Origin of the sequence: Brevibacillus fortis, from assembly GCF_003013395.1 — a bacterium.
Lineage (GTDB): Bacteria > Bacillota > Bacilli > Brevibacillales > Brevibacillaceae > Brevibacillus > Brevibacillus fortis.
In genome coordinates, this window is the sequence record NZ_PXZM01000029.1 from 247,010 (window position 1) to 267,222 (window position 20,213).

The 20,213-nt window shown below is 40.9% G+C and carries 22 protein-coding genes; 6 read left to right on the forward strand and 16 right to left on the reverse strand.

Annotation, left to right across the window (positions count from 1 at the left end; genetic code table 11):
* Positions 1–10: 10 nt before the first annotated feature.
* The 4 genes from C7R93_RS18360 to C7R93_RS31045 form a co-directional block, all read right to left on the reverse strand.
* Positions 11–826: a methyltransferase domain-containing protein gene (locus tag C7R93_RS18360; RefSeq protein ID WP_106840171.1), complete on the reverse strand. Its 816-nt coding sequence runs from the start codon at positions 824–826 to the stop codon at positions 11–13.
* Position 827: 1 nt separating this feature from the next.
* Entirely contained in the window at positions 828–1,628 is an 801-nt protein-coding gene (locus C7R93_RS18365; RefSeq protein ID WP_106840172.1) for an alpha/beta hydrolase, read from the reverse strand.
* Between the two features lie 38 nt (positions 1,629–1,666).
* Positions 1,667–4,978, reverse strand: a complete 3,312-nt coding sequence (gene fabD, locus C7R93_RS18370; RefSeq protein ID WP_106840173.1) for an ACP S-malonyltransferase — start codon at positions 4,976–4,978, stop codon at positions 1,667–1,669.
* A gap of 83 nt (positions 4,979–5,061) precedes the next feature.
* Positions 5,062–5,862, reverse strand: a complete 801-nt coding sequence (locus tag C7R93_RS31045; protein WP_341866939.1) for a 4'-phosphopantetheinyl transferase superfamily protein — start codon at positions 5,860–5,862, stop codon at positions 5,062–5,064.
* A gap of 373 nt (positions 5,863–6,235) precedes the next feature.
* Between C7R93_RS31045 and loaP the strand changes: the two genes are divergently transcribed.
* From loaP to C7R93_RS18395, 4 genes are all read left to right on the forward strand, one after another.
* Positions 6,236–6,769 carry an antiterminator LoaP gene (gene loaP / locus C7R93_RS18380; protein WP_106840174.1) on the forward strand — a complete coding sequence of 178 codons (534 nt, stop codon included), beginning with the start codon at positions 6,236–6,238 and terminating at the stop codon, positions 6,767–6,769.
* Between the two features lie 285 nt (positions 6,770–7,054).
* On the forward strand, positions 7,055–7,900 hold the full coding sequence (locus C7R93_RS18385; RefSeq protein WP_106840175.1) for a lipase family protein: 846 nt from the start codon (positions 7,055–7,057) through the stop codon (positions 7,898–7,900).
* Positions 7,901–7,923: 23 nt separating this feature from the next.
* Positions 7,924–8,739: a lipase family protein gene (locus tag C7R93_RS18390; protein ID WP_106840176.1), complete on the forward strand. Its 816-nt coding sequence runs from the start codon at positions 7,924–7,926 to the stop codon at positions 8,737–8,739.
* 244 nt (positions 8,740–8,983) lie between these two features.
* The gene (locus tag C7R93_RS18395) at positions 8,984–9,397 is read left to right on the forward strand and encodes a hypothetical protein (protein ID WP_106840177.1); all 414 of its coding nucleotides are present in this window, start codon (positions 8,984–8,986) and stop codon (positions 9,395–9,397) included.
* Positions 9,398–9,663: 266 nt separating this feature from the next.
* Here the strand turns inward: C7R93_RS18395 and C7R93_RS18400 are convergent, their stop codons facing one another.
* From C7R93_RS18400 to C7R93_RS18415, 4 genes are all read right to left on the reverse strand, one after another.
* Complete coding sequence (locus tag C7R93_RS18400) at positions 9,664–9,801, reverse strand: cyclic lactone autoinducer peptide (protein WP_244191578.1); 138 nt, start codon at positions 9,799–9,801, stop codon at positions 9,664–9,666.
* The gene (locus C7R93_RS18405; RefSeq protein ID WP_106840178.1) at positions 9,798–10,325 is read right to left on the reverse strand and encodes an accessory gene regulator ArgB-like protein; all 528 of its coding nucleotides are present in this window, start codon (positions 10,323–10,325) and stop codon (positions 9,798–9,800) included. Before C7R93_RS18405 ends, C7R93_RS18400 begins: the two co-directional genes overlap by 4 nt.
* A complete protein-coding gene (locus C7R93_RS18410; RefSeq protein ID WP_106840179.1) occupies positions 10,318–10,974 on the reverse strand; it encodes a hypothetical protein in 657 nt (218 codons plus the stop codon). Before C7R93_RS18410 ends, C7R93_RS18405 begins: the two co-directional genes overlap by 8 nt.
* Positions 10,975–11,046: 72 nt before the next feature.
* Positions 11,047–11,292: a hypothetical protein gene (locus C7R93_RS18415; protein ID WP_106840180.1), complete on the reverse strand. Its 246-nt coding sequence runs from the start codon at positions 11,290–11,292 to the stop codon at positions 11,047–11,049.
* A gap of 798 nt (positions 11,293–12,090) precedes the next feature.
* Here C7R93_RS18415 and C7R93_RS18425 point away from each other — a divergent pair.
* Entirely contained in the window at positions 12,091–12,546 is a 456-nt protein-coding gene (locus C7R93_RS18425) for a PLAT/LH2 domain-containing protein (RefSeq protein WP_106840182.1), read from the forward strand.
* Between the two features lie 381 nt (positions 12,547–12,927).
* Here C7R93_RS18425 and C7R93_RS18435 read toward each other — a convergent pair whose 3' ends face one another.
* The gene (locus tag C7R93_RS18435) at positions 12,928–13,410 is read right to left on the reverse strand and encodes a hypothetical protein (protein ID WP_106840184.1); all 483 of its coding nucleotides are present in this window, start codon (positions 13,408–13,410) and stop codon (positions 12,928–12,930) included.
* A 37-nt stretch (positions 13,411–13,447) separates the two neighbouring features.
* Positions 13,448–13,636 (reverse strand): hypothetical protein, encoded by a 189-nt coding sequence (locus C7R93_RS18440; RefSeq protein ID WP_106840185.1) that lies wholly within the window; start codon positions 13,634–13,636, stop codon positions 13,448–13,450.
* Positions 13,637–14,030: 394 nt separating this feature from the next.
* Here C7R93_RS18440 and C7R93_RS18450 point away from each other — a divergent pair, with 394 nt between their 5' ends.
* Positions 14,031–14,288 carry a MafI family immunity protein gene (locus C7R93_RS18450; RefSeq protein ID WP_146142433.1) on the forward strand — a complete coding sequence of 86 codons (258 nt, stop codon included), beginning with the start codon at positions 14,031–14,033 and terminating at the stop codon, positions 14,286–14,288.
* Positions 14,289–15,175: 887 nt separating this feature from the next.
* Here C7R93_RS18450 and C7R93_RS18465 read toward each other — a convergent pair.
* From C7R93_RS18465 to C7R93_RS18490, 6 genes are all read right to left on the reverse strand, one after another.
* Positions 15,176–15,778: a terminase gene (locus C7R93_RS18465; RefSeq protein WP_106840190.1), complete on the reverse strand. Its 603-nt coding sequence runs from the start codon at positions 15,776–15,778 to the stop codon at positions 15,176–15,178.
* Positions 15,715–16,032, reverse strand: coding sequence for an HNH endonuclease (locus tag C7R93_RS31050; protein WP_327949689.1), 318 nt, complete (start codon positions 16,030–16,032; stop codon positions 15,715–15,717). Before C7R93_RS31050 ends, C7R93_RS18465 begins: the two co-directional genes overlap by 64 nt.
* 577 nt (positions 16,033–16,609) lie before the next feature.
* Positions 16,610–17,026 carry a hypothetical protein gene (locus C7R93_RS18475; protein WP_106840191.1) on the reverse strand — a complete coding sequence of 139 codons (417 nt, stop codon included), beginning with the start codon at positions 17,024–17,026 and terminating at the stop codon, positions 16,610–16,612.
* Between the two features lie 144 nt (positions 17,027–17,170).
* The gene (locus C7R93_RS18480; RefSeq protein WP_146142434.1) at positions 17,171–17,524 is read right to left on the reverse strand and encodes a hypothetical protein; all 354 of its coding nucleotides are present in this window, start codon (positions 17,522–17,524) and stop codon (positions 17,171–17,173) included.
* 245 nt (positions 17,525–17,769) lie between these two features.
* A complete protein-coding gene (locus tag C7R93_RS18485; protein ID WP_106840193.1) occupies positions 17,770–18,231 on the reverse strand; it encodes a hypothetical protein in 462 nt (153 codons plus the stop codon).
* Positions 18,232–18,311: 80 nt separating this feature from the next.
* On the reverse strand, positions 18,312–19,931 hold the full coding sequence (locus C7R93_RS18490; RefSeq protein WP_106840194.1) for an NHL repeat-containing protein: 1,620 nt from the start codon (positions 19,929–19,931) through the stop codon (positions 18,312–18,314).
* Positions 19,932–20,213: the final 282 nt, after the last annotated feature.

The following is a 20,213-nucleotide window of genomic DNA, read 5'->3' on the forward strand; positions in this document are numbered from 1 at the left end:
CCCCTTTCTCCTACACTGATTTCTCACCAACAGCCATGTATAGCTGTCTGAGGATAGAATGCCCTTCACTATGAAGCATGTTTCGCCATGCAACAGATAGCTTACCCAACGCCTTGCTGGATAAATAACCGTCACGCACCAACTGCACAGGTATGCCTACTCCCTCCGACTTTAGAAACATTTCATACCCGAGAAGCTCACTGTGGGCGCAGATGACTTCGAAATCTATTTTTCCAAGTCCGCCTTGCTTGAGGACCGTTGGCAATTCACGACCAATTTTCGGGTTGCCACCTTCCGCATAGCGTGCCGCGCAGTAGGCATCATACAGCTCTCTCAATTCTGGTACATGTGGTGTGGTCATGATGTGCATCTCGAAATCGTTGTCGATAAATACCGCCCTGCCACCTGGTTTTAACACCCTCGCCACTTCGCGAACCGCACCGACTGGGTCAGGTAAATGTTCCAATACGAGTCGCGTTATCGCAAAATCGTAGGAATCACTAGGTAAGCCAGTTTCCATGATCGATCCCTCGACAATCTCAAATCGATCCGATTGCTTTTGTGTCAAATAGTTTCTTGAATAATCAACGAGAAGAGGATCAATCTCCAATCCCGTCACTCTGCCATTTGGAAACTTCTGCATGACCTTTTCCATCACGAATCCTGGCCCCGAGCCTAGCTCTATGACCGACATCCCATCTGTCAGACCAAACTCGATATAATGCTTAAGCTCTTTATCCCAAAACAACTCCACCTGAGATTTCAAACGTTCTATTTCTACTTCAACATTCGTTGCAATGTTTGCGATTTGATAAGAACCTTCCATGTTATTCCCTACCTCCGCCATTCAGATAAGATTCGTTCAAAAATGCCAAAATCTGACCAGCAACCGCTTCCCATTCAGGATCAAGCATCATATCATGACTGGCATGTTGGAACAGGACAGGCTCGATTCCGTATGCCTTGCCAATACGGCGCGTTGTTTTCTCAGAAATCATCCGATCTTGTTTGGAGCCAAGAACCAGCATCGGAGCTTTCGCACTGATGGTTTTAGGAACAATTTTCCCATTCATCTCGGTTCTTGCTTTCAGTGATTCAGGTTGCAAGAGCTTCACCCACTCGTCCTTTTTTTCAATCGGCAGCTCCTTGGAAAAAAAGACATTGGCAAGCAATGAGGCATCTCTTTTGTCGTTATATGTAAACAGTTGCATAGCTTCTTTAAAATTCCTGAACATTAATCGGAATAAGTCACGCATACCGCCATGAGGAGGAATCGAGGCAACGAGAACAGTACCCGAGATTATATCCGGATACTGGTGCAAGATCTTTTGCACAATTCCTCCGCCCATGGAGTGTCCGATCAGCACTGGCTTGCTTTTTAGACGACCTATCACTTCAAGAACATCATCCGTGTAATCCTGTAGTGTGTAGGAATGAAGATTCTCATAGCCGTCACTTTCACCGTGTCCACGAAGGCTCAGCGCATAGGAAGAAAAGCCTTGATCCGCAAAATAAGGTAGGAAGTTTTTCTCCCAACACCATGCTCCGTGACATGCTCCATGCACAAAAAGAAGAGGCGCTTCGCTTGAAACGCCTTCAGGGTGGTATTCAACTAGTTCCAAATTCATTTTCGCAGTTCCTTTCTTATTTGAGAGTCATTCCTTTTTTATTTGCTTGAACCTGTTAAGACGTAAATACGTTGATTCAAAAGGTTGGCTGTCTCCTTTATCAGCATTTCACCGATTTGCTCAACATGACGGTCTCTCCAGTTTTCAACAGCTGTTCCCTTCACCCATTGATTAAAAGAACCTAACGCAGGACCGCAGTAAATCTGATAGTCCACTTTATAGCTTTCCGCTCCATCCAAAGCCCAGTCAAAGCAGCGGTTAAAATACCATTTGAAAAGTAATGCCATTTTATATTTAGGCGTACGTTCCGCTCTTTTCAATTCCTGAGGCGGACAAGTGGTTTTCATCTGTTCATACACCTCTTCAAAGCTGCGTTTAAAATACTTTTCCTGTAGCTGTTTCTTGGTTTTCTCATCGATTTCATCTAGAGAGTTGTATTGACGGTAGAGGTCGTGCAATTTGTTCGCTCTCGCTGGAAAGAACAACCCTTTTTTCAACACCTGAATTTTGGCTCCCATTTCAAACATTTCACCGGCTGGAGCGTACTCTGTGTCTTGAACATTGGCCAACTGCAACGAATCCTTCACCGACTCGCTGGTCGCCGCCTCCACTGTGCACTGGTTAATCGACCCTGTGACAATATAGTCCGCCCCGAGCATGAAAGCGACCGCTGCCGCCTCAGGAGTTCCAATTCCGCCCGCAGCCCCGATTCTGATCGGCTTACGGTAGCCATACTTTTGCATCATGTTATCTCGTAACCTGATCATCGCTGGCATCAGAGCAGAAGCCACGCCATGATCGGTATTTCCCCCAGAATCGGCCTCCACCGTTAACTCATCCGCCATCGGAACTTCTCGTAACAGGCTTGCTTCTTCCCTCGTCAGTTTCTGTTCTTGCACCAATTTTTCTATCAAGTACTCAGGTGCAGGACTTAAAAAGGCTTCCGCTACCTCAGGCTGTGATACCTTAGCAAAAATTTTGTTTGCCGCTTCCACATACCCGTTCATCCCCCGTTTTAATCCCTTGGCCCGATAGATGATCAACGCAGGGGTAATTGCCATAAACGCAGATGCTTCTATCACCCTCACTTGATAAGCAAGATACAGATCGACGGTTTTTTCTTCCATAGTCGGGTCGCTTGGATGATGCAACAAATTCATCCCATACGGCTCGCCATGCTGTAGTTCACGTTGAATCTGTTGGATGGCACGCTCGATTCTATCCAGCTGTAAGCCACCGCTTCCGAAAAAGCCCATCATCCCGGCTTTCCCCATTTTAATGACCAGCTTTTCCGATGAGATTCCCTTGTACATGGCTCCGGCCACGTAGGGATATTTCAGTTTGTAGTCCTGTTTAAATTGCTGATTTCCCAACGAAAAAGCAGTAATATCTTTTGGCTGCTCCATGCTATTCGATTTCTCTTCCGCCTGTACGGCAATAAAGCCCGGCTTCGCCTCTTGTACAATGGTTTCTTTCTCTTCTTTCTCTTCTTTCTCTTCTACAATCAGCGGCTCTGCTTCATTTCGGATCGTCGTCACTAACTTTGTCAGCACAGTACCAGGGCCGACTTCTTCTATCTCGTTTTCCCCCAAGCCCATGAGATATCGAATGCTGTCATTCCATTTCACTGGGTGTGTAATTTGTTCAATCAAATTCCGTTTCACATCGCTCTGTTTATAAAGTCTTGCGTGAACATTTGAAATCACAGGGATGGTCATACTGGAAAACGCAAACTGATCCAAATAGTCTTCAAAACGTTGCTTCGCATCACTCATGTAACGGGAATGGAATGCTCCGCTCACCTTTAATGGTATGTATACTTTTACGCCCGCTTCCTGAAAAATGGGGTTGGCACGCTCAATATCTTCTTTCCGACCTGCAATCACAAATTGGGAGGGAGAATTGTGATTGGCAATATCGATGCTGGTCAAATCGTTTTCATGTAATACACGTTCCACTTGCTCCAAAGTAAACCCGATCACTGCCGCCATCCCCCCGCCGACGGCCTGACTCATCAACTCGCCTCTTTTTTTCACCAAATGTAGCCCTGTCTCAAAATCAAACGCCCCTGATGCAAAAAGTGCGTTGTACTCACCTAAGCTGTGCCCCGCCACATAGTCAGGTTTTTTCCCGGTTTCCTTTACTTTTTTAAGATAGCTAAGCGCATTTACCACATACAAGGCAGGCTGGGTAAACTGGGTTTTACTTAACTGCTTGTCCGGATCATTCAGGCATAATTCTTTGATGGAATAACCTAATATCCGATCAGCTTTGGCCGTTATTTCTGGAAACTCATCAAAAAGAGAGCCCCCCATTCCTTTTATTTGGGAGCCCTGCCCTGGGAAAACGTATGTGGTCATTTTTCTGCCTTCCTCTCTATTCGTATTCAATCGTTTATTTGAGAATAGCTGCTTAATGCGCTCGATATTTTCTCCGTCCTTTTTAAAAGGAGTGATGATCGAGTAGCATTCTGACTGTGAATCACGCCGCAGATTTCGCTTTGTAAAATTACTCAAATTTCCTGCCGGTCCCAAATCCAAATAGATGTAGCTCTGGTGTTTCTCCAGCTCTTGGACAGCTTTTGGAAGCTGCATCGGTTTTCTTACTACTTGCCAAAAGTAGTCTGCTGGCAGTTCCTTCATGATTTCACCATTTACACACGATACAAAGGGAATCTGGGGAATTCCAAACGATTTGTGTTTCAATACATCCCGATAATGTGGTTCAGCCGGATCGATGAAAGCGGAGTGAAAGGCATACGATACGGGTAATCGTTGACAAATTATCCCCTTGCCTTTTACATAATCCTCCATGCGTTGTAGCTGATGACTGCTCCCGGCAATGACAAAATGCGAATCAAAATTCACCGCTACCAACTCACTATTTTGATGCAATAACGGGTCTTGATGATACAAATCGGGATTGTGGAGAATCGCAAGCATACTCCCTTTCTGACAATACGTTTCGTACAGGGTGGCTTGTTCAACCACGAGTTGCAGCAATTCTTCCACAGGCATGGTCCCAGACACAGCCGCTGCCGCAAATTCCCCCAAACTACTCCCTAGACAATAGTCGGGCTTTATTCCGCTTTCCATGAGAACCTGGGCCAGAGCATATTCCACCATAAAAATGGCGGGATGCGTATAAAGGGTGCGATCAAATATGTCGTCCCGACGCTTCGTGTCATCATATAACTGAGCAAGAACAGACTCCCCGATCAGGGAATGTACCTTTTCATCTAATCTGAGCAACCATTTGCGGAATACCGGATTCTGCTCAAAAAGATCTCTCCCCATCTGATAGTACTGAGACCCCTGTCCAGAAAACATAAACACAACAGGCTTTTCCATGTATGATGCACCCCTTGCTTTTATGAAAGGTTTTTATAAACAAAACTCCCCACAGCCTGGTCAATTGACAGCTAGTGGGGAATTTATAAGCGATTTGTCATGGATTGTTCTATTTCCTGGAGTACATCCTTCACTACAGCTACACTCAACTCTGTCTTTTTCGGGTAGGTGATTGAACACACATAACTACCAAGGATAGAGGAGGCTGTACGGTATTGAGGAAAGTTTTCAAAGAGACTATAAACAACCCCATCCCTTATCTCCATTTGGCTTATTTCATAGATGTGAAATGAAGTGGTCAAGCCTGTTTTCAAAATTTTGGATAACGCTTCCTTGACTGTCCAGCAAAGAGTGAGCGTCGTTTCATAGGAATAAGGCAGGCAAGAAAACAAGCTGCTCTCTTTCGCAGTCATTTGCGTCTCCAGAACTTTATTTTGATCAACGCTTATTCTCTCAATATCAATCCCCATCGGAAGTTCTTCCGAAAAAGCAATGGCCGCTGCAAGATCATCACAGTGGGTAATGCTCACTTGGATATTGGGTGTATTCGGAAGGGTCACGACAGGATGATGAAGAATGCCCTGTTCAATACATATTCGTTCTAAACTTTTTTCTCCTGACAAAAACGAAACGGCTTCTTTGGCGACATATCTCCCTGTCAGGTAGCTTTTTACTCTCCGCTCAAACTCCAAGGTAAAATAGTACTCGAATTCTTTCGCGTGCAGAAATTTTACCGCTTTTAAAAAATCTGCGGGAATAGAAAAGTAGCCAATGCACAAGCTGGCACGAAACTCTCTATCCGTTCCTTTTATCACTAATTCTTTCGTAGAAACTTGTGGAAACAGCTTGTTATCACTTTTTCGTTCTCCTCGTAAAATCATCATTCACTCCTTGGGCATCGAATCTCCGCCTTCTCTCGTTCTACTACTATGCCAAAGGGCAGAGCTTCCCCAGTTCGTGTGCAATAAAATATACACACTACCGGTTCTTCGTATGACCTCCCTACGTTCCTTTAACGTGCCGAAACATCGTTTAAATTACCACAGAGATTTTACTTTCGATTTATACAAGCATACTCTTAACCTAGTACCTCTTGAAATTTCTGTAATAAATGGATACATTTAGTATACTACCACAATTTCCGAAAAGATATATACGAAATCATTCCTATTTTTTGGGAACAACTACAAAAATCGTAGAAGCATAAAACGCTCAAGCTACCTACGAATCTACTTCATAATGAAAGGATCAACCACCTTGAAATGGTATGCTATTTTTGTAGAATCTGGAAAAGAAGAAGTTGTTCAAAAGTACCTCAGACTCTATTTTAATGAGCAGTCATTATTGTCCGTTGTACCGAAGAGATTGGTTCCTGAGAAGAAGTCAGGCATCGTGTATAATGTCATCAAGAATATATTTCCAGGATATGTACTTATTAAGACTGAAATGAACAACGATATGTTCCATAAAATCAAAAAAATTCCTAGAAGTTTGCGTTTAGTAAATAGCGGTAGTTACTACTCGCAGGATGAAGGCACGTATTACTCGAGCATTGACGAAAAAGAAATCACTCCGATACTCCAATTGATGAAGAACGGTGAGGTTGTCGATTACTCAAAAGTTTATCTGGAAAATTCCACGGTTATCGTGGAATCTGGTCCGCTAAAAGGACTGGAAGGTATTATCAAAAAAGTGGATAAGCACAAAAACAGGGCAAAAATTTTTCTAACCTTTATGGGAGTAGAGAAAACAATTGATGTAGGAATTGAAATCCTCTCAAAGCCTTCGTAAATGGGAGCGTCAATCTAGCAAACTTACGAAACATAAAAACACACTTTCTCTCAGCGTTTTTGTACTGAAAGAAAGTGTGTTTTATTTTAGAAGGCACAAGCCCGATAAGCAGTCATATATTTTCTTCATACAAGCACACATTCCCTGATAAAAACATAGGCTCATGGTAAGTGTCATTCGAATAGGATTGCCATGCTTTCATTTGCGAGAGACAGACAAGAGTTCGCTGTACGACCTTTTAAAAGCGTTCGTTACCTATTCTTGTTCGGAAAGGAATTTGTATACATGGTTTTCTGGGACGAAAACAACATGTTTACTAGTAAAGCGGCCATTTTCCTTGCAGCCATGAGCTATCAGACTTATCCATTCTATTTTGAAGGGAAGCTTACCTTACCTAAAGGTTTTCAGCTTCGATACACCATTCGTACTTCTGCTGACGTAGAGAATCCAACCGAACATATATATGGATTTGTGGCAGATTCAAAAGATGAAATCATCATTGCCTTCAGAGGGTACGCGGCATATCCGGCGGACCTTTTAGCAGCCTATGACATCCTCCAAGTCCCCTATCCTTTTGTTGCAGATGCAGGGAAAACCTCACGTGGATTTACGTGCCTGTATCAATCAACGCGGGATCGGTTCATCAGAAAAATAAATCAGTTTTCAGCATCTAAAAAGCTGTTTATAACTGGCCACAACTACGGCGGCGCTCTGGCTGTACTGTCTGCTTTAGATATTGCGGTAAACACGAAGCTTAGGCAACCAATCGTTTATACCTATGGCAGTCCGCGTATTGGGAACCCTGCATTCGCCTCACGCTTCAATCAAGTCGTTACCAATAGTCTACGCATTGTAAATGTCCACGACTCTTTTCCTACCTTTCCTGATCAAAAGTATCCGCCTCCTTTTACCAAGGAGGGTATCTATTATCAACATGTAAAAAACAAGTTTCCGCTCTCGTTTCAACTAAATAATACTCCCCGTAACGATAGCATCGCCTGCTATTTTCAAAACATTAGTCAGCTTAACCCTCAATATGCCCAATCCCTCTGTATGGAAAATCCCGGGTTTTGTCCCGATACCGATACGTGTATTCCGTTTCAAGGCAAATGCAAACCTTTACGGCCTTAAAACTCAGAAAGGAAGTCACCTGAATGATCGATCGGATTAACAGCGAAGATGCGATATTGCTTGCAGCCATGATCCATCAGGCATATCAGCTCTTTGAAACAGATTCACTTGTCTTGCCAAAAGGGTATCATCAGCGCTCGACTATTCGAGCATTAGCTGGTATTGAAACACCGGAGCCGGAGGTATTTGGTTTTGTAGCCGAGTCACAAGACAGTATCGTTGTCACGTTTCGGGGAACCCGCACATTTAACGACAATGAGTCTGATCAAGATTTGTATCAAGTCCCCTATCCTTTTGTTAAAAAGGCTGGAAACACCCATCGCGGGTTTACTTGTATTTATCAATCAGCGAGAGATGAATTGATTCGGGAGTTGAGCAAGCTATCAAGATCGAAAAAACTATTTGTCGCGGGACACAGTTTAGGGGGCAGTTTGGCTGTACTTGCTGGATTGGATATTGCGGTGAATACGAAGTTTCCCCATCCTTTTGTGTATACGTATGGGAGTCCTCGTGTCGGAGATCCTATCTTTGTTTCGCGGTTTAATGAGACCGTAAAAAACAGTGTTCGGATCGTGAATGTTCATGATATTATTCCGACTCTGCCGTCCAAAGTGTATCTGCCTCCGTTTACAAAAAAAGGATTGTACTATCGGCATGTGGATCGGAAGTATTTGTTGGATTTTCAGTTGAATAGTTTGGCTGTAAGAAATCATGAGATTGTTTGTTATTTTAAGTTCCTGGGGCGGGAAAATCCGGAGTTTACTGAGAGGTTATGTGCAGAGAATGAGGGCTTTTGTCCGGACACGGAGATGTGTGTGCCTTTTTTTGGAGGGTGTTGATTCCATTGAATCACTCTCTTTTTTTATTGCCTGGCGTCTTCAGTCTATCGAGTAAAATGCTTATCATGTCTAGCCAAATCGTATAACGTAGCTCTGCTACCTTTCCGCTGTAAGAGTAAAAATATAACAAAAAATCCCATTTGTATTGATAACTATTATCATTTAGGCTATAATGACTTTGGTGGATATATTTTCCATTTTTCCACTTTCGCTCACGGATGATATAAAAGGAGGAGTTACAGTTATGAAAAAAGCCATGTTAGCAGGGGCATTTGCAGTTGCATTACTTTCAGGTGCAAATTTGCCAGGATTGGAAGTCTCAAAAGCTAGCGCAGCAACTGTGGATTTAGACATTCAAGAGGTTACGAAATACTATTCTCTTAGTTCATACGAAGTGACTCAAAAAGAATCTTTTCCGCTAAAAAAGGGAGAAGAACTTACGATCTTTGTAAACAATTCAGGATTCCCGATTTCTTATACAGTCTTTGATGCGGATAATCAAGTAATTGGTACATACCAAGCTAACTCACCTTACGGACGCATCTTCAAAGCGCAAAAAGACGGCAATATTTCTGTACAATTTCAGGCAGGTGCGAATTCTTCCTATATGAAAAAAATGAATTTTACAGCTAAATTCGCTATTTCCAAGTTTCATTAATTGATAAGGGGCTGTCTCAAAAGTCGATTTTCTGACTAAGAGGCAGCCTTCGGTAAATTTCTGTCCGGTTGTATTCAAATATAATCCCGGCGAAACAAAATAAGAACCCCCTTGTCTACTAAGGGGGGGAAAGTTATAAACAAATAATCTAAAAAAGCAGTCAATAAGTACACGGATTTTATAAAGTTAGCATTTACAATAGCGCAATGGAGCAACCTGTTTTCCTGGTTCGATAATAGAAGGAATCCAAATCAGAACATTGCTCCTTATTTCTTTAATTCCTCTGGGATTTCAGGTTTCCCCACAAAACCGAAGGAGGCTGTAGATACCGCCAGTACAGCAACAAATGAAGCAATTGCAGAAACATGTTTTGCAACGAACATCATCGTTTTGTTTTTCATCATTTTCCACCTCCTTTCAATGGAATCAGTGTCAGTGATTGCACAAAGAAGGTCTTAACCAGTGTCTCGCTGTCTATGAGAAATAAAGAACTAACGATCATAATTGAAATGATCTTGAGGAAAAAAGTGTGCTTTTGTTTGAAGATCCGTGATTGCATTTCCATTCCTTGCGGTGCAAACAGTGCAACTAGGACGAGTGTGATGATAATAATTGGGGTGACAAAATCATTAGGTAGGTTAACTAGAGGGATTATTACAGCTCCCCCTATACTTGTCATAGTGCAGTAGACAGACGATGAATAGTGAAATCCTCCCGAAAATTGGCGTAGCACTAAAAAACCAGCTAAGGTGATCAATGTTTCATAAAAGGTTCCTATCATTAGTGAAATGGTAAGGCTAGTAGTAATGATGAGAAGCATGTTAATGATAAGGATTAACCCAAATTTCATTGTAGGGACTGACTTCGTTTCATGTGGATTGATCTGCTTTAGTTGAATGGCTATTCTTTCAGCAAGCGTTTCAATCATATTCCCCATCCCTTTTTATAGCCAGCCACGCTAGTATAGTAATTGCAAGAGCCATCCCAAGGAAAATCCACACTAAAGAAGCAATTCCATGTGTTTTCGCTAAATTAAACAAGACCGTTATCAATACGCCTGTTACAATGATTAGCGACAAAATAACCATGTTGATTCTATGGTATAAAGAGAAATGCGCTCCATCTCTGACAAATGAAAAATGAAGATTACCTTTTCTAAGTCCATAACATAATGCAAAGGTAAGTAATGCCGTGCTTGTCTGGAATATGTACCCCATCCTGATACTTCGATCCTGTAACGATTCCATTGACTCTAAGGTTCCTGTGGCTGTCAGGATAAACACTTCCACCATCTGAATGCCCAAGTATATTCCCGCGGTTAAAATGGTCATTAAGGCTGCATGTCCCCAATTAACGCCCCATACTGTGATTAATGCCCAACAGATTATGAATGCTTGGGCGATGGTTGCATAGTCTCCATATGGAGTAAATTGTCGTAGCCCAAACGAGGTAAGCATTAATAGCAGACTCACAAAGAGAATACGGTTGATATGCCTCCAAAACTCAAACCTAAATATCGTAAACATAAGCGCAAATATTGCGAGGTATTCTAATGTCGAAAATAGAACCAACAGCATTTGACTTTATCACCCCAATTACTGATTGATTGTTCTATTCTACTGAAAATGCCATAATCCTGTTTTTGTTTACTATTTTTTACAATCGGAAGTGGTCTGAGTGAAATTTCGTGACTGGGGTATGGCGCAATTCAAGTTCCAAGCTGCTGCAGCCGAATGATCCTCTTGCTTATCGCCAGCCATGTATTGAAAAATGCGCCGTAGAGCGCTGTCCATAAATTCACTGATTGGCATCCCCTTTTCCTGTGGCTCGATCCGTTTCGCCCCAGTATCAAATACTTTGTGTTGTCCGTCGTCTAAAATGCCGGCAACCTTCAATGTTCTCCTCCTTTTTACCCTCCGTACCCCGCATGCCCTAGATGCCAGCGGCAGCAATGAAAGCACATACCCTATTTTTTATTGAATGTTTGTGATAGCAGAAAAATAAATTGTTTGGTTGATAGCTCATACTGCACTTCGGGCAAAAAATTATTTGGTCCATCTACTTCACTCCTGAAATATTATGTTAAAAAATGAAACTTTCAAAAATACAATAACTATTTTATCGGATTTTTTGTAATTATTGTTAGATAACGGTTTCTGTTATCCAAATCAATGGCTAGGGAGAGATTCTGAAATGAAGAAATTAGCGTCGCGCTATAATGCTCATCCGTTGTTTCAATATCGATCCAAATGCCATGTTGAGGCTTCCGCGCCTCCTCCACCAGCGCGTCCATACCTTCCCACGTGGTGGAATAAGACGGTAGTATGTTTTTTGGCATTGGATTTGACTTAATCATCCACGGTTTTTTATCCCGCAGCACCTTGTACCCAACGCCTCCGCTACTTTGGCATCCAACTCACGCTCTGCTTACATCGCCTACTCCTTTCGTTTCTACTGCACGGAATACTAATTCAGTCTCTATCTCATACATGCTCCAGCTAACAACGCCTTCCTGCATTTCTATACGAAATATGGATTGAACCTCCTTTTTATCTCCCTTAACTTGCTGGCACCTTTCATATCTATTTTTATCAATTACACACCCGATCTAAATATCCATATATTCACATTAAAGTAAGTTTTTTTTGTATACTTATATTGTTTCCAAAATACCGATTTAAAGGAGTGTTTAAATGAAACGTTTAGGGATCTCTACTGTGCTAGCTTTTGCATTAATGTTAAGTGGGACAAGCGCTTATGCTACTGAGAGCCTCCAAAATTCAAATCAAATTGAACCCCTTGCATCGTACACCTATAAAGTTACTATCAAAACAAACAGTGCAGATGACGCAGGAACAAATTCGAAAATTCAAATTAAATTACATGGCTCCAAGAAGGATTCCCCATTGACAACCTTAGACAGTGCTGGTGATGATTTTGAGCAAGGTGCTACAGGTGTATATTACGTAACCGCATCCGCCGCTCTTGGGAGCATTCAAAAAATTGAGATTAAATCTGATGGCAAAGGTAATAAGCCAGGATGGTTACCATACTCCTTTGTAATACAAAAAGACACTTCAACTTGGAAATTCTACAATGATAAGTGGATTGGTGATAATGGGCCTGAAACAGTCACTTTAACTCCTTAATTAAAAGCACGAGAGCCGTTAAGAAAATGATTTGATTGAAGATCATGGTATTTCCATGGTCTTTTTTCTTTATCAAAGTTAACTAGCTTCCAAAAACTCTGGGTTCTCATGAATATTTCCGATGACTTCGCCTTCATATTCCATAGGAGATATTTGCTGTGCTTCATCTCTCGTGTTCGTTTCAAATCCGTATTCAATTTCCCAATTAGTCGGAAACCGTTTAATGTGTTGAATGTAGAAATGAAAAGTAGCTGACAGCGCGCGGTGTTTCCTCATATTCCAAGAGTTTCTTACCGCTCTGCTCATCGGTCAGGTTCTATTTGAAATATGGAGATACATCTTGAAGCAAACTTACGTTTTAGGTACAAACGTAATATTAAGTTAAATCAATCCTTCGTTATGAAGACCAGTAGTGAAGCATTGAGGAATGTCATCTTGCGCCCACTCGTGAGCGTCATAGAAGTCTTTGGCGATCTGTACGATCTTTTTAAGAGGAACGCCTTCGTGAATCAGTGTGTAAGGGATAGTTTCTGCGATTAAATCATGTGAACGCTCCGATATTTCAAAACCAAACATTTCCTCGCTAAGTCGGTACAAACTGACATGATTCTCTAAAAACGCTTTTTCATGGATGCTTTCGTAATGAGCATCGGCTTCACTTATGATCGCACTCACTCGTGTATTAACCTTGCTAATCGCATTCCCCGTGATGTGGCAATACACTTCAGATGCTGTTTTCATCACCATTCGGTAATCCGACAACTCTCTCTTGATCTGATCGAGGTTAATGGAGCCATCTGGGTTAATGCAGATCTCCTTCCAAAACTCTTCCCAATCCGACTCATAATCCTTTACTTCCCTCATCGTCCCGCCTTCCTCCTTTACAAATCGATTGTTGTGTTTAATGAAAATTGGCTTTTGTTGAATCCAGCAACTGAGTGTATTCTTCTGCCGTCACTTCTTGTACGGTCCCTTTATAACCGTTCAGCTTTAGCTGCAATGTAGCTGCTAGGTACTCCGTGACACTATTTGTTTGAAACAACCCGTCCAAAATTCCATCAGCTCCAACAATCGAGTAATCCCTGATCAAACGCTCTCCCTCCCAATTAACAAATCGTGTGTTGTGATAAATTGTTCATATTCCCTTGGATAATCCCATGTTGTATAATTTTGTAAAACATTTTGAAATCTAAGGGGTATACTATATGTTTCTACCGATTATCAGTATCTTGATGAGCATCTGGTTGTTTAGAGAAGCAAAACTACGCAATGAAAACAAAATTTTATGGTCAATTCTCGGGCTATTGTTCTCATTTTTATCTATAGGTTTTTTCCATTTAAAACATCGGAACCGAATTCAAGGAATTGTTGCCTTGATCTTTGGAGTGCTTATCTACTCGATTACCTTGAAAAATTACTTTTCTTAATTACCGTTGTGTTAAGCTGTTCCCTATTCCTGCTATAATCACAGTAAGGTGGTGAAAATGATGTATCCCAATCAAAGTCAAAATATAATTCGGATTGTAAAAGAAACTAGTGGAATGCCAAAAAAGGATATGGACATCATTTTCGAGCTATTGGATCACAATGAATGGGGCGTTGCCTTGGAACATCTTTGTTCAACTATTATTGAAGAGAGAATTATTATCCAAAGAGATGTATTCGAAGCAATAAAGAAGATCGGCGAATTAATGGAAATGGATCCCAACATTTGGAGCCAACTGATTCATTTAATTCAATAACTATTGTGTAAAATACAGCGAACCTCCAACTGGATAACTAGCCCATCAACATGCTATGATTTGGTAAATACTATTTCTGGAGGTGTATCCGTGTTTAAGAAGTTCCAGGAATACATTTACATCACTATTATTTGTGTTGTCTTTCTTGTCGAGACATTTTCCTTTGCCCGATCCAATGATCGGGTATTAATTTTACCTTTCCTCGTTTTCTGCCTACACATTTTGATAAATGCTCTTCTCAAAAAGTTCAAATACTTGAGGTTTTTAAGCAGTACCATGTTTTACAGGAATGTTTCAAGTAGCGCCAATATAGTTAGTTGCAGGCTCCTCCAAGTTCGGAGGAGTTTTCATTTTTGCCAATTTATCATTTTGAGCATTTTGTGTTTAGGCAAGTAATTCACAAGAAGACAACTTCGAGAAAATGATGAAACAGAAACGTTCAAACAACTTTAGTTGAATAAAGGTTGTCAATCAGCAACGTAGAGGGATTATGTTGTCAGGGTGGATGGACGAGGACATAAGAAAAACCCTTGATTCCTCAAGGGTTTTAACGTTTGTTTTATGGTGATCCGGACTGGGTGCCGTTTTGATCGATCCACTTCACAACTCCCCACATCCTACATGTAGTTCCCAGGTTGCCTTTTACTTGCTTCCACCACGTTACTGTAATAGCATAATCCGCTCGGGCTGAATCACAATCATTGTCGTTTTGCCGTTTTTCTTTGGCATTTCCGGATAGGCGTATCGATACTGACGGTAGGCACTCTCGTTGACGGTGCCGTAAACATCCCATAGCAAGATCTAGTAAAATAAGATGTTGCCCATAAAAATCATCAGCACCGTTAAGCATCCCCATAAACTCGATTGGTTCTAGCACTCGTTGTTCATCATGAGCCATGGCTACCACGCCTATTTAAGAATTGTGCCATTGCTGATTTTTTCTCTTTCTGTTTCGGCTTCGGGACGTTCTTAACTTTGGCCAATGGATTTAGGAACAGCCGATCTTGTATTTTTAGCAGCATATCCATCTTCTTGTTAATTGCTGTTTCGATTTTGAGTATGCCTTCAATACTTGCCAGCTGGGCTAGGTAACGGAGGGCTTTGTAATTCACCTCGTCTACCGCTTCGGCACGGCCAATGTACTCATCAAGGATGTGTTCATCAATGTTCTCGATTCGCTGATACTGCACAAGCAGACGCTCATACTCACTGAACATCTTACAGTACAAGGCAAGCGTTCCAACGTCTGAACTGGTCAGTAGTTCGACTCCTTGATCAGCCGCCCCCGTGTACTCCTTCACCAGCTCATTCCACAAGCGATTTGCGATCTTGTCTTTGCTGACGAAGCTTGGCTTTTTCAATTTCTTTAGGTCTTGGGCTCCTAACTTGACTTCTGCATCCTTTCGCTGCTGGATTTGCTCTTTGGTCAATCGATTCGGGTTGCCCTCTGCCAGATGCAGAGCAACCGGTTTTGCATGTCTTCCTGCCACGAGGGCTCACCTTTTTTCAGAAAAAATCTCAAAAAACGAAAAAATTCGTGCGAGGGGGCGAGGCGGTCTATAAAAAGACGCCTACAAATTTTTGACCTCCCCCCGTACCTTCTCCTGTCCTCTGCTGTCTTCTTGGTGTGGTGTGAATGGCACAGTGACCGCAGATTCTCCAAACGTAGACGTAAATCCCAATAGCTGCCGATCGGCTTGATATGGTCAACCACATCAGCCTGTGTGATACGCTGCTCCTGCATACAGTCTTGACATAAACCATAGTCACGCTGTAAAGCTTCGTTCCTTACTGCTTCCCATGCTCTGCTGTGATAGTAGCTGGCTTGCTTATCGCGTCGGTGCTTATCGTAATTTCTGTGTTACCTATTCCTGTTCTGCTGCTGTATATACTGGTGCGATTCACAATACCTGTCAGTCGTAAGCTCGGTACAGCCTGCTTGATTGCATGGTCTTTTCGGTTTTATTGGCATATCGCACCCCATAGCAAAAGCCACCCGGTTGTTTTCCCGAGTGGCTTATTCATCGTGCGTACACTTAGTATAGAGCGATTTTTGATTTGTTTGCAAAAACCGTCAAATACGTCAGATATGTCAACCCTTCTAGTGCATCGTTAGGTATACTTTTTCAGACATTCTAAAGCTACTTCTGGCAGAATAAAGGTTATATTATTGCTTGTAAGGTAAAGGGGTTCATTCTGCTCTGGATGGGGCTTTTTTGAACAGCCGTCGCTCCAAGTCAAGCCCTGATAATAACTAGTTGCTGGATTCGGTTTTACAAGGTTACACAAATTTTTTGACAGACTCATATAGTTTGAACGTGTTATTTTGAAAACTTCTTAATAAAATCCTCAAATATTTTTCGTGTAGCCATGCCACACTTTGGAAGAATTTCTTTGATTCTTTGCATGATTGCCTCATCATTTGACACTAATCCAATATTAGTTGAATTAAGAATCACTCTTAATGAATCAACACACGTTGTAAATAATTCCTCATCATCTACAGTAGAGAGTAAAAGCAAACTTTTCACTACGGCATCATCATTAATATCATTGTCAACACAGTAAGCGTATCTGACTTGCCACTCTGTAGATTTTAAAAGAATAGCATTCAATAATTTTTCCCAATCGTTATTATTAAACTCCTCTAGCATCTCTCTAGCAATGGAGAATCCTTCATCGTACCAATAATCTGTTGTAAATTCCCCTGATAAATATTCATCTAACTCTTCATACATTTTCGAGTCCTCCTAGGTCACATTCACTAGACTCTCTTTCTTGATCCGTTCAGAACTCCAGTCAAAGAAAGATGCAAGCAAAAAAGACTTCGCTTAACTAGCAAAGTCTTCTAATTAAATGCGTATATTATATAAATGGATCAATCACCATAACTCCAAAACCTTACCATGTTCCTTTACTTCATCACTCATCTTATCAATTGTTGAAGCGTCTAGAATAGATTTAATCAAATGCTCACCTGCTTTAAACTTGGTTACATCAACTGTAAACTGGGAAACACGATTATCCCCTTGCTTTACACTTATTGTAACGGTTTTAGCTCCCTTAATGTCTTCTTGTTGAAGAAAGTCGTAAGTTTGTGTTAATACATGCTGTGTAGCAAGCCCAGCAGTCAGTTCTTCATGCATATGTACCACAACATCAATATGTTTAGTCAGCTCTCTAGAGTCATTTACATCAACACTCTTGGCATAAGCAAACACTTCTGTACTGATCAACTTCTTGTCTACTTGCCTGTTGCTGCTCAGAACATCCGACCACATCCAAAGAAGTGACCAATAAACCTGTTACATTCAGAGCATGTTTCATAGGCCACTCCTGATATAAGTGCATTTTCCTGTATTTTACCATTTGAAGTTTGTAAGACTCAATTAAATGTCACTTTCATTCAAACTCTATTTTCTCACCTTGTAAGCACCCTAAAGGACGTTGCTTTCATAGAGTTTCAATTCCTAATTCACCCTTATGGGATATAAGGTGGCAAGCCCATTACCTTAAAATAGTCATCTATTTTTTTCACGGTGTATTCAATTTGTTTTCCGTTCTCAAATGATGTGTCATCCAAATATTTAAAAGAAAGAACATAGACATATTCTTCATCACTAATCTTAGTTTTTTCAATTATTGTATCAATTTTTACTATGTTCCCCCCATTGATTGTACAGTAATTTTCCAGCAGCTTTTTATAATCATCTTTGGCTACTGATGGATTGTTTCCAATCAGGGACTCATAATCACCACCGTACAATTTTACCATTGTGTCATAGTCCTGTTTACTCAAAGCATCAAAATATTGATTCAAAACTATATCTGGATCTTGATGGTTCTCTTTCACCTTTTCACCCGTTTGAAGACATCCAGCTAATAGAGTGGTCAGAATACAAGAAAGCAAAATCCATATACCTTTAGTTAGATTCCTATACAAAATATGCAGCCCCTTTCGTTAGAATAAAAAGCTAAGATACCCAATAATATGAATATCTTAGCATAAATGTATATTTTCCCTTACTCTTTTATAGTGTGAGGTGTATAACTTTGAGCATCATCCCAACTTCTGTAGTACGACTTTGCTTTGTCTCCGGTTCCATCAGTTGTTGCTTCATAGGTATAAAATCCTTTAGGATTATCTGTTCCCTTTTTTACTGATTCCAACATCCAAACGTGTCCTTTTCTAAGTCCGATGTCACCAGCTTGGAAGTCATACCAACTAGTCTTTTTGAATTTCTTTGTCAAATTAGAGGTTCCATATTTGTCACCTAATTCATATGCAGATGATATAAAACCACTACAATCAATTCCTGCTGTACCAGACGAACGGTAGTCTAAGTTTGTATTTACGTTTCCAGCCGTATCCCCATTGGATATGCTATCCTTGAAATTATCCCCTGAAGAGTTGGAAGTATCTACACCATCATATCCTCCCCAGTTATATGGAATACCCTGTTCTTCAACCGTCTTCGTAACTTTTGCTAGATGATCAGGTGGTGTCGTGTTTTTAGTTGATGAAGTTTTCATCTTCTTAGGATTGTAATCCCATGATATATATGTCATTTCTTCTGCTCGTTGTAGCGCTGTATACCAATCATTTACTTGAGCTTTTGCTTTAGAACTTCTAATCTCAACCTTTTCTTCGTCAAAGAATGCTACATTATGCTTATCTTCAGGTTGGATTTTTTTAAGTAGTTGCTTGTCAATGTTAGTCTTTTTTTCTTCAGTAAAGGGGAGTTCATAAATCTCTACGGAATTTTTCTTTGTGATCATTAGATATGCTTTTCCCTCTTTTTTTACATATAAGAACTTAAACGGAATCGAAGTAAAGTAAGTATCTTTTGTGGGAATTGCAAGAGCAGTTCCAATTTGCTCACCATCTTGATAGCGTCCTACCCTTGTTTCAACATATAAGCCTTCACCAATTACCGCTTCCTTTTCAACAATTAGCTGCTCCCCTTCTTCTGTGCTTTTTAGAAGGGCTGTTTCAACAGGAACATGATCATATGAAACTTCAACTTTTTGGTCTGAGGTAACCAATTCAACAGTGTTATCATCAATACTTTTCACTTCAAAAGTAGGCTCTTCTTTTAGAGCTCTTTTCCCCTTGTTAAGACTGAGTTCTGTATCATCGAGCAAGCGAACACCAATCTCGTTGTCCCTATTAAAAAACAGACCACTAATTTCAAATCTTTTTTGATTTACAGGTACTTGGATTTCATTCTCCAGCTTGCCGTTTTTGAATTGAAGAACATGCCCCAAGTCACTCAGTACGTAGATATTATTGTCTTCATCGATTTCAACATCAAAAAACTCTTTATCTTCTGGTAAGTCAATGGTTCGCTCACTATTCCCACTTTGGTCGTAAACTTCAATCTGGTGCCCAATCGTATCCAAAATGAAAAATTCCCCACTGCCAGAAACCGCAAAACTTTTGGGGCCTCTCAGTTCTATATCTTCCAATTCCTCATCAGAAGAATAAGCAATTTCTCCGCTGCCACTCCCCACATCAACTTTTAATACTTTATCTGCGCTGCTATTATCTTTGCTTCCTGCTAAAACAGAGCTACCACTGATTGCTAAGGATACTCCTAATACACTGGCTACAATGCCTTTGATATGTTTGCTGCTAAACATTTAATTCACTCCTAGTACTATATTGGTTTTTCTTATTCTCCCATTACGATTCGCGCACTTCTTTCCCCCTTTCCAGTATGGAACTGAAATGACTGAGTAAAAGATGCTCGACCTTGCTTGTTTAATTACAATATTTGGAATTTCCTTTTTCTTACAATAACTTACCATATCTGATAAATCTCTAAATTATTTCTTAGCTTTGTTCCTGCACTTATGATGTTTTCACATTTTAGACACAATTGATTTGGACTGTAGTTGAGCTTATCAATAATCTAGAGCGAA

Bases quoted from the DNA above. Each gene is read 5' to 3' on its own strand.
- fabD (WP_106840173.1), bottom strand. From the start codon at position 4,978: ATGGAAAAGCCTGTTGTGTTTATGTTTTCTGGACAGGGGTCTCAGTAC.
- C7R93_RS18450 (WP_146142433.1), top strand. From the start codon at position 14,031: ATGATGTATCCCAATCAAAGTCAAAATATAATTCGGATTGTAAAAGAA.
- C7R93_RS18400 (WP_244191578.1), bottom strand. From the start codon at position 9,801: ATGATGAAAAACAAAACGATGATGTTCGTTGCAAAACATGTTTCTGCA.
- C7R93_RS18435 (WP_106840184.1), bottom strand. From the start codon at position 13,410: ATGAGGGAAGTAAAGGATTATGAGTCGGATTGGGAAGAGTTTTGGAAG.
- C7R93_RS18490 (WP_106840194.1), bottom strand. From the start codon at position 19,931: ATGTTTAGCAGCAAACATATCAAAGGCATTGTAGCCAGTGTATTAGGA.
- C7R93_RS18395 (WP_106840177.1), top strand. From the start codon at position 8,984: ATGAAAAAAGCCATGTTAGCAGGGGCATTTGCAGTTGCATTACTTTCA.
- C7R93_RS31050 (WP_327949689.1), bottom strand. From the start codon at position 16,032: ATGCAGGAGCAGCGTATCACACAGGCTGATGTGGTTGACCATATCAAG.
- C7R93_RS18410 (WP_106840179.1), bottom strand. From the start codon at position 10,974: ATGCTGTTGGTTCTATTTTCGACATTAGAATACCTCGCAATATTTGCG.
- C7R93_RS18425 (WP_106840182.1), top strand. From the start codon at position 12,091: ATGAAACGTTTAGGGATCTCTACTGTGCTAGCTTTTGCATTAATGTTA.
- C7R93_RS18405 (WP_106840178.1), bottom strand. From the start codon at position 10,325: ATGATTGAAACGCTTGCTGAAAGAATAGCCATTCAACTAAAGCAGATC.
- C7R93_RS18475 (WP_106840191.1), bottom strand. From the start codon at position 17,026: ATGTATGAAGAGTTAGATGAATATTTATCAGGGGAATTTACAACAGAT.
- C7R93_RS18390 (WP_106840176.1), top strand. From the start codon at position 7,924: ATGATCGATCGGATTAACAGCGAAGATGCGATATTGCTTGCAGCCATG.
- C7R93_RS18365 (WP_106840172.1), bottom strand. From the start codon at position 1,628: ATGAATTTGGAACTAGTTGAATACCACCCTGAAGGCGTTTCAAGCGAA.
- C7R93_RS31045 (WP_341866939.1), bottom strand. From the start codon at position 5,862: ATGATGATTTTACGAGGAGAACGAAAAAGTGATAACAAGCTGTTTCCA.
- C7R93_RS18385 (WP_106840175.1), top strand. From the start codon at position 7,055: ATGGTTTTCTGGGACGAAAACAACATGTTTACTAGTAAAGCGGCCATT.
- C7R93_RS18360 (WP_106840171.1), bottom strand. From the start codon at position 826: ATGGAAGGTTCTTATCAAATCGCAAACATTGCAACGAATGTTGAAGTA.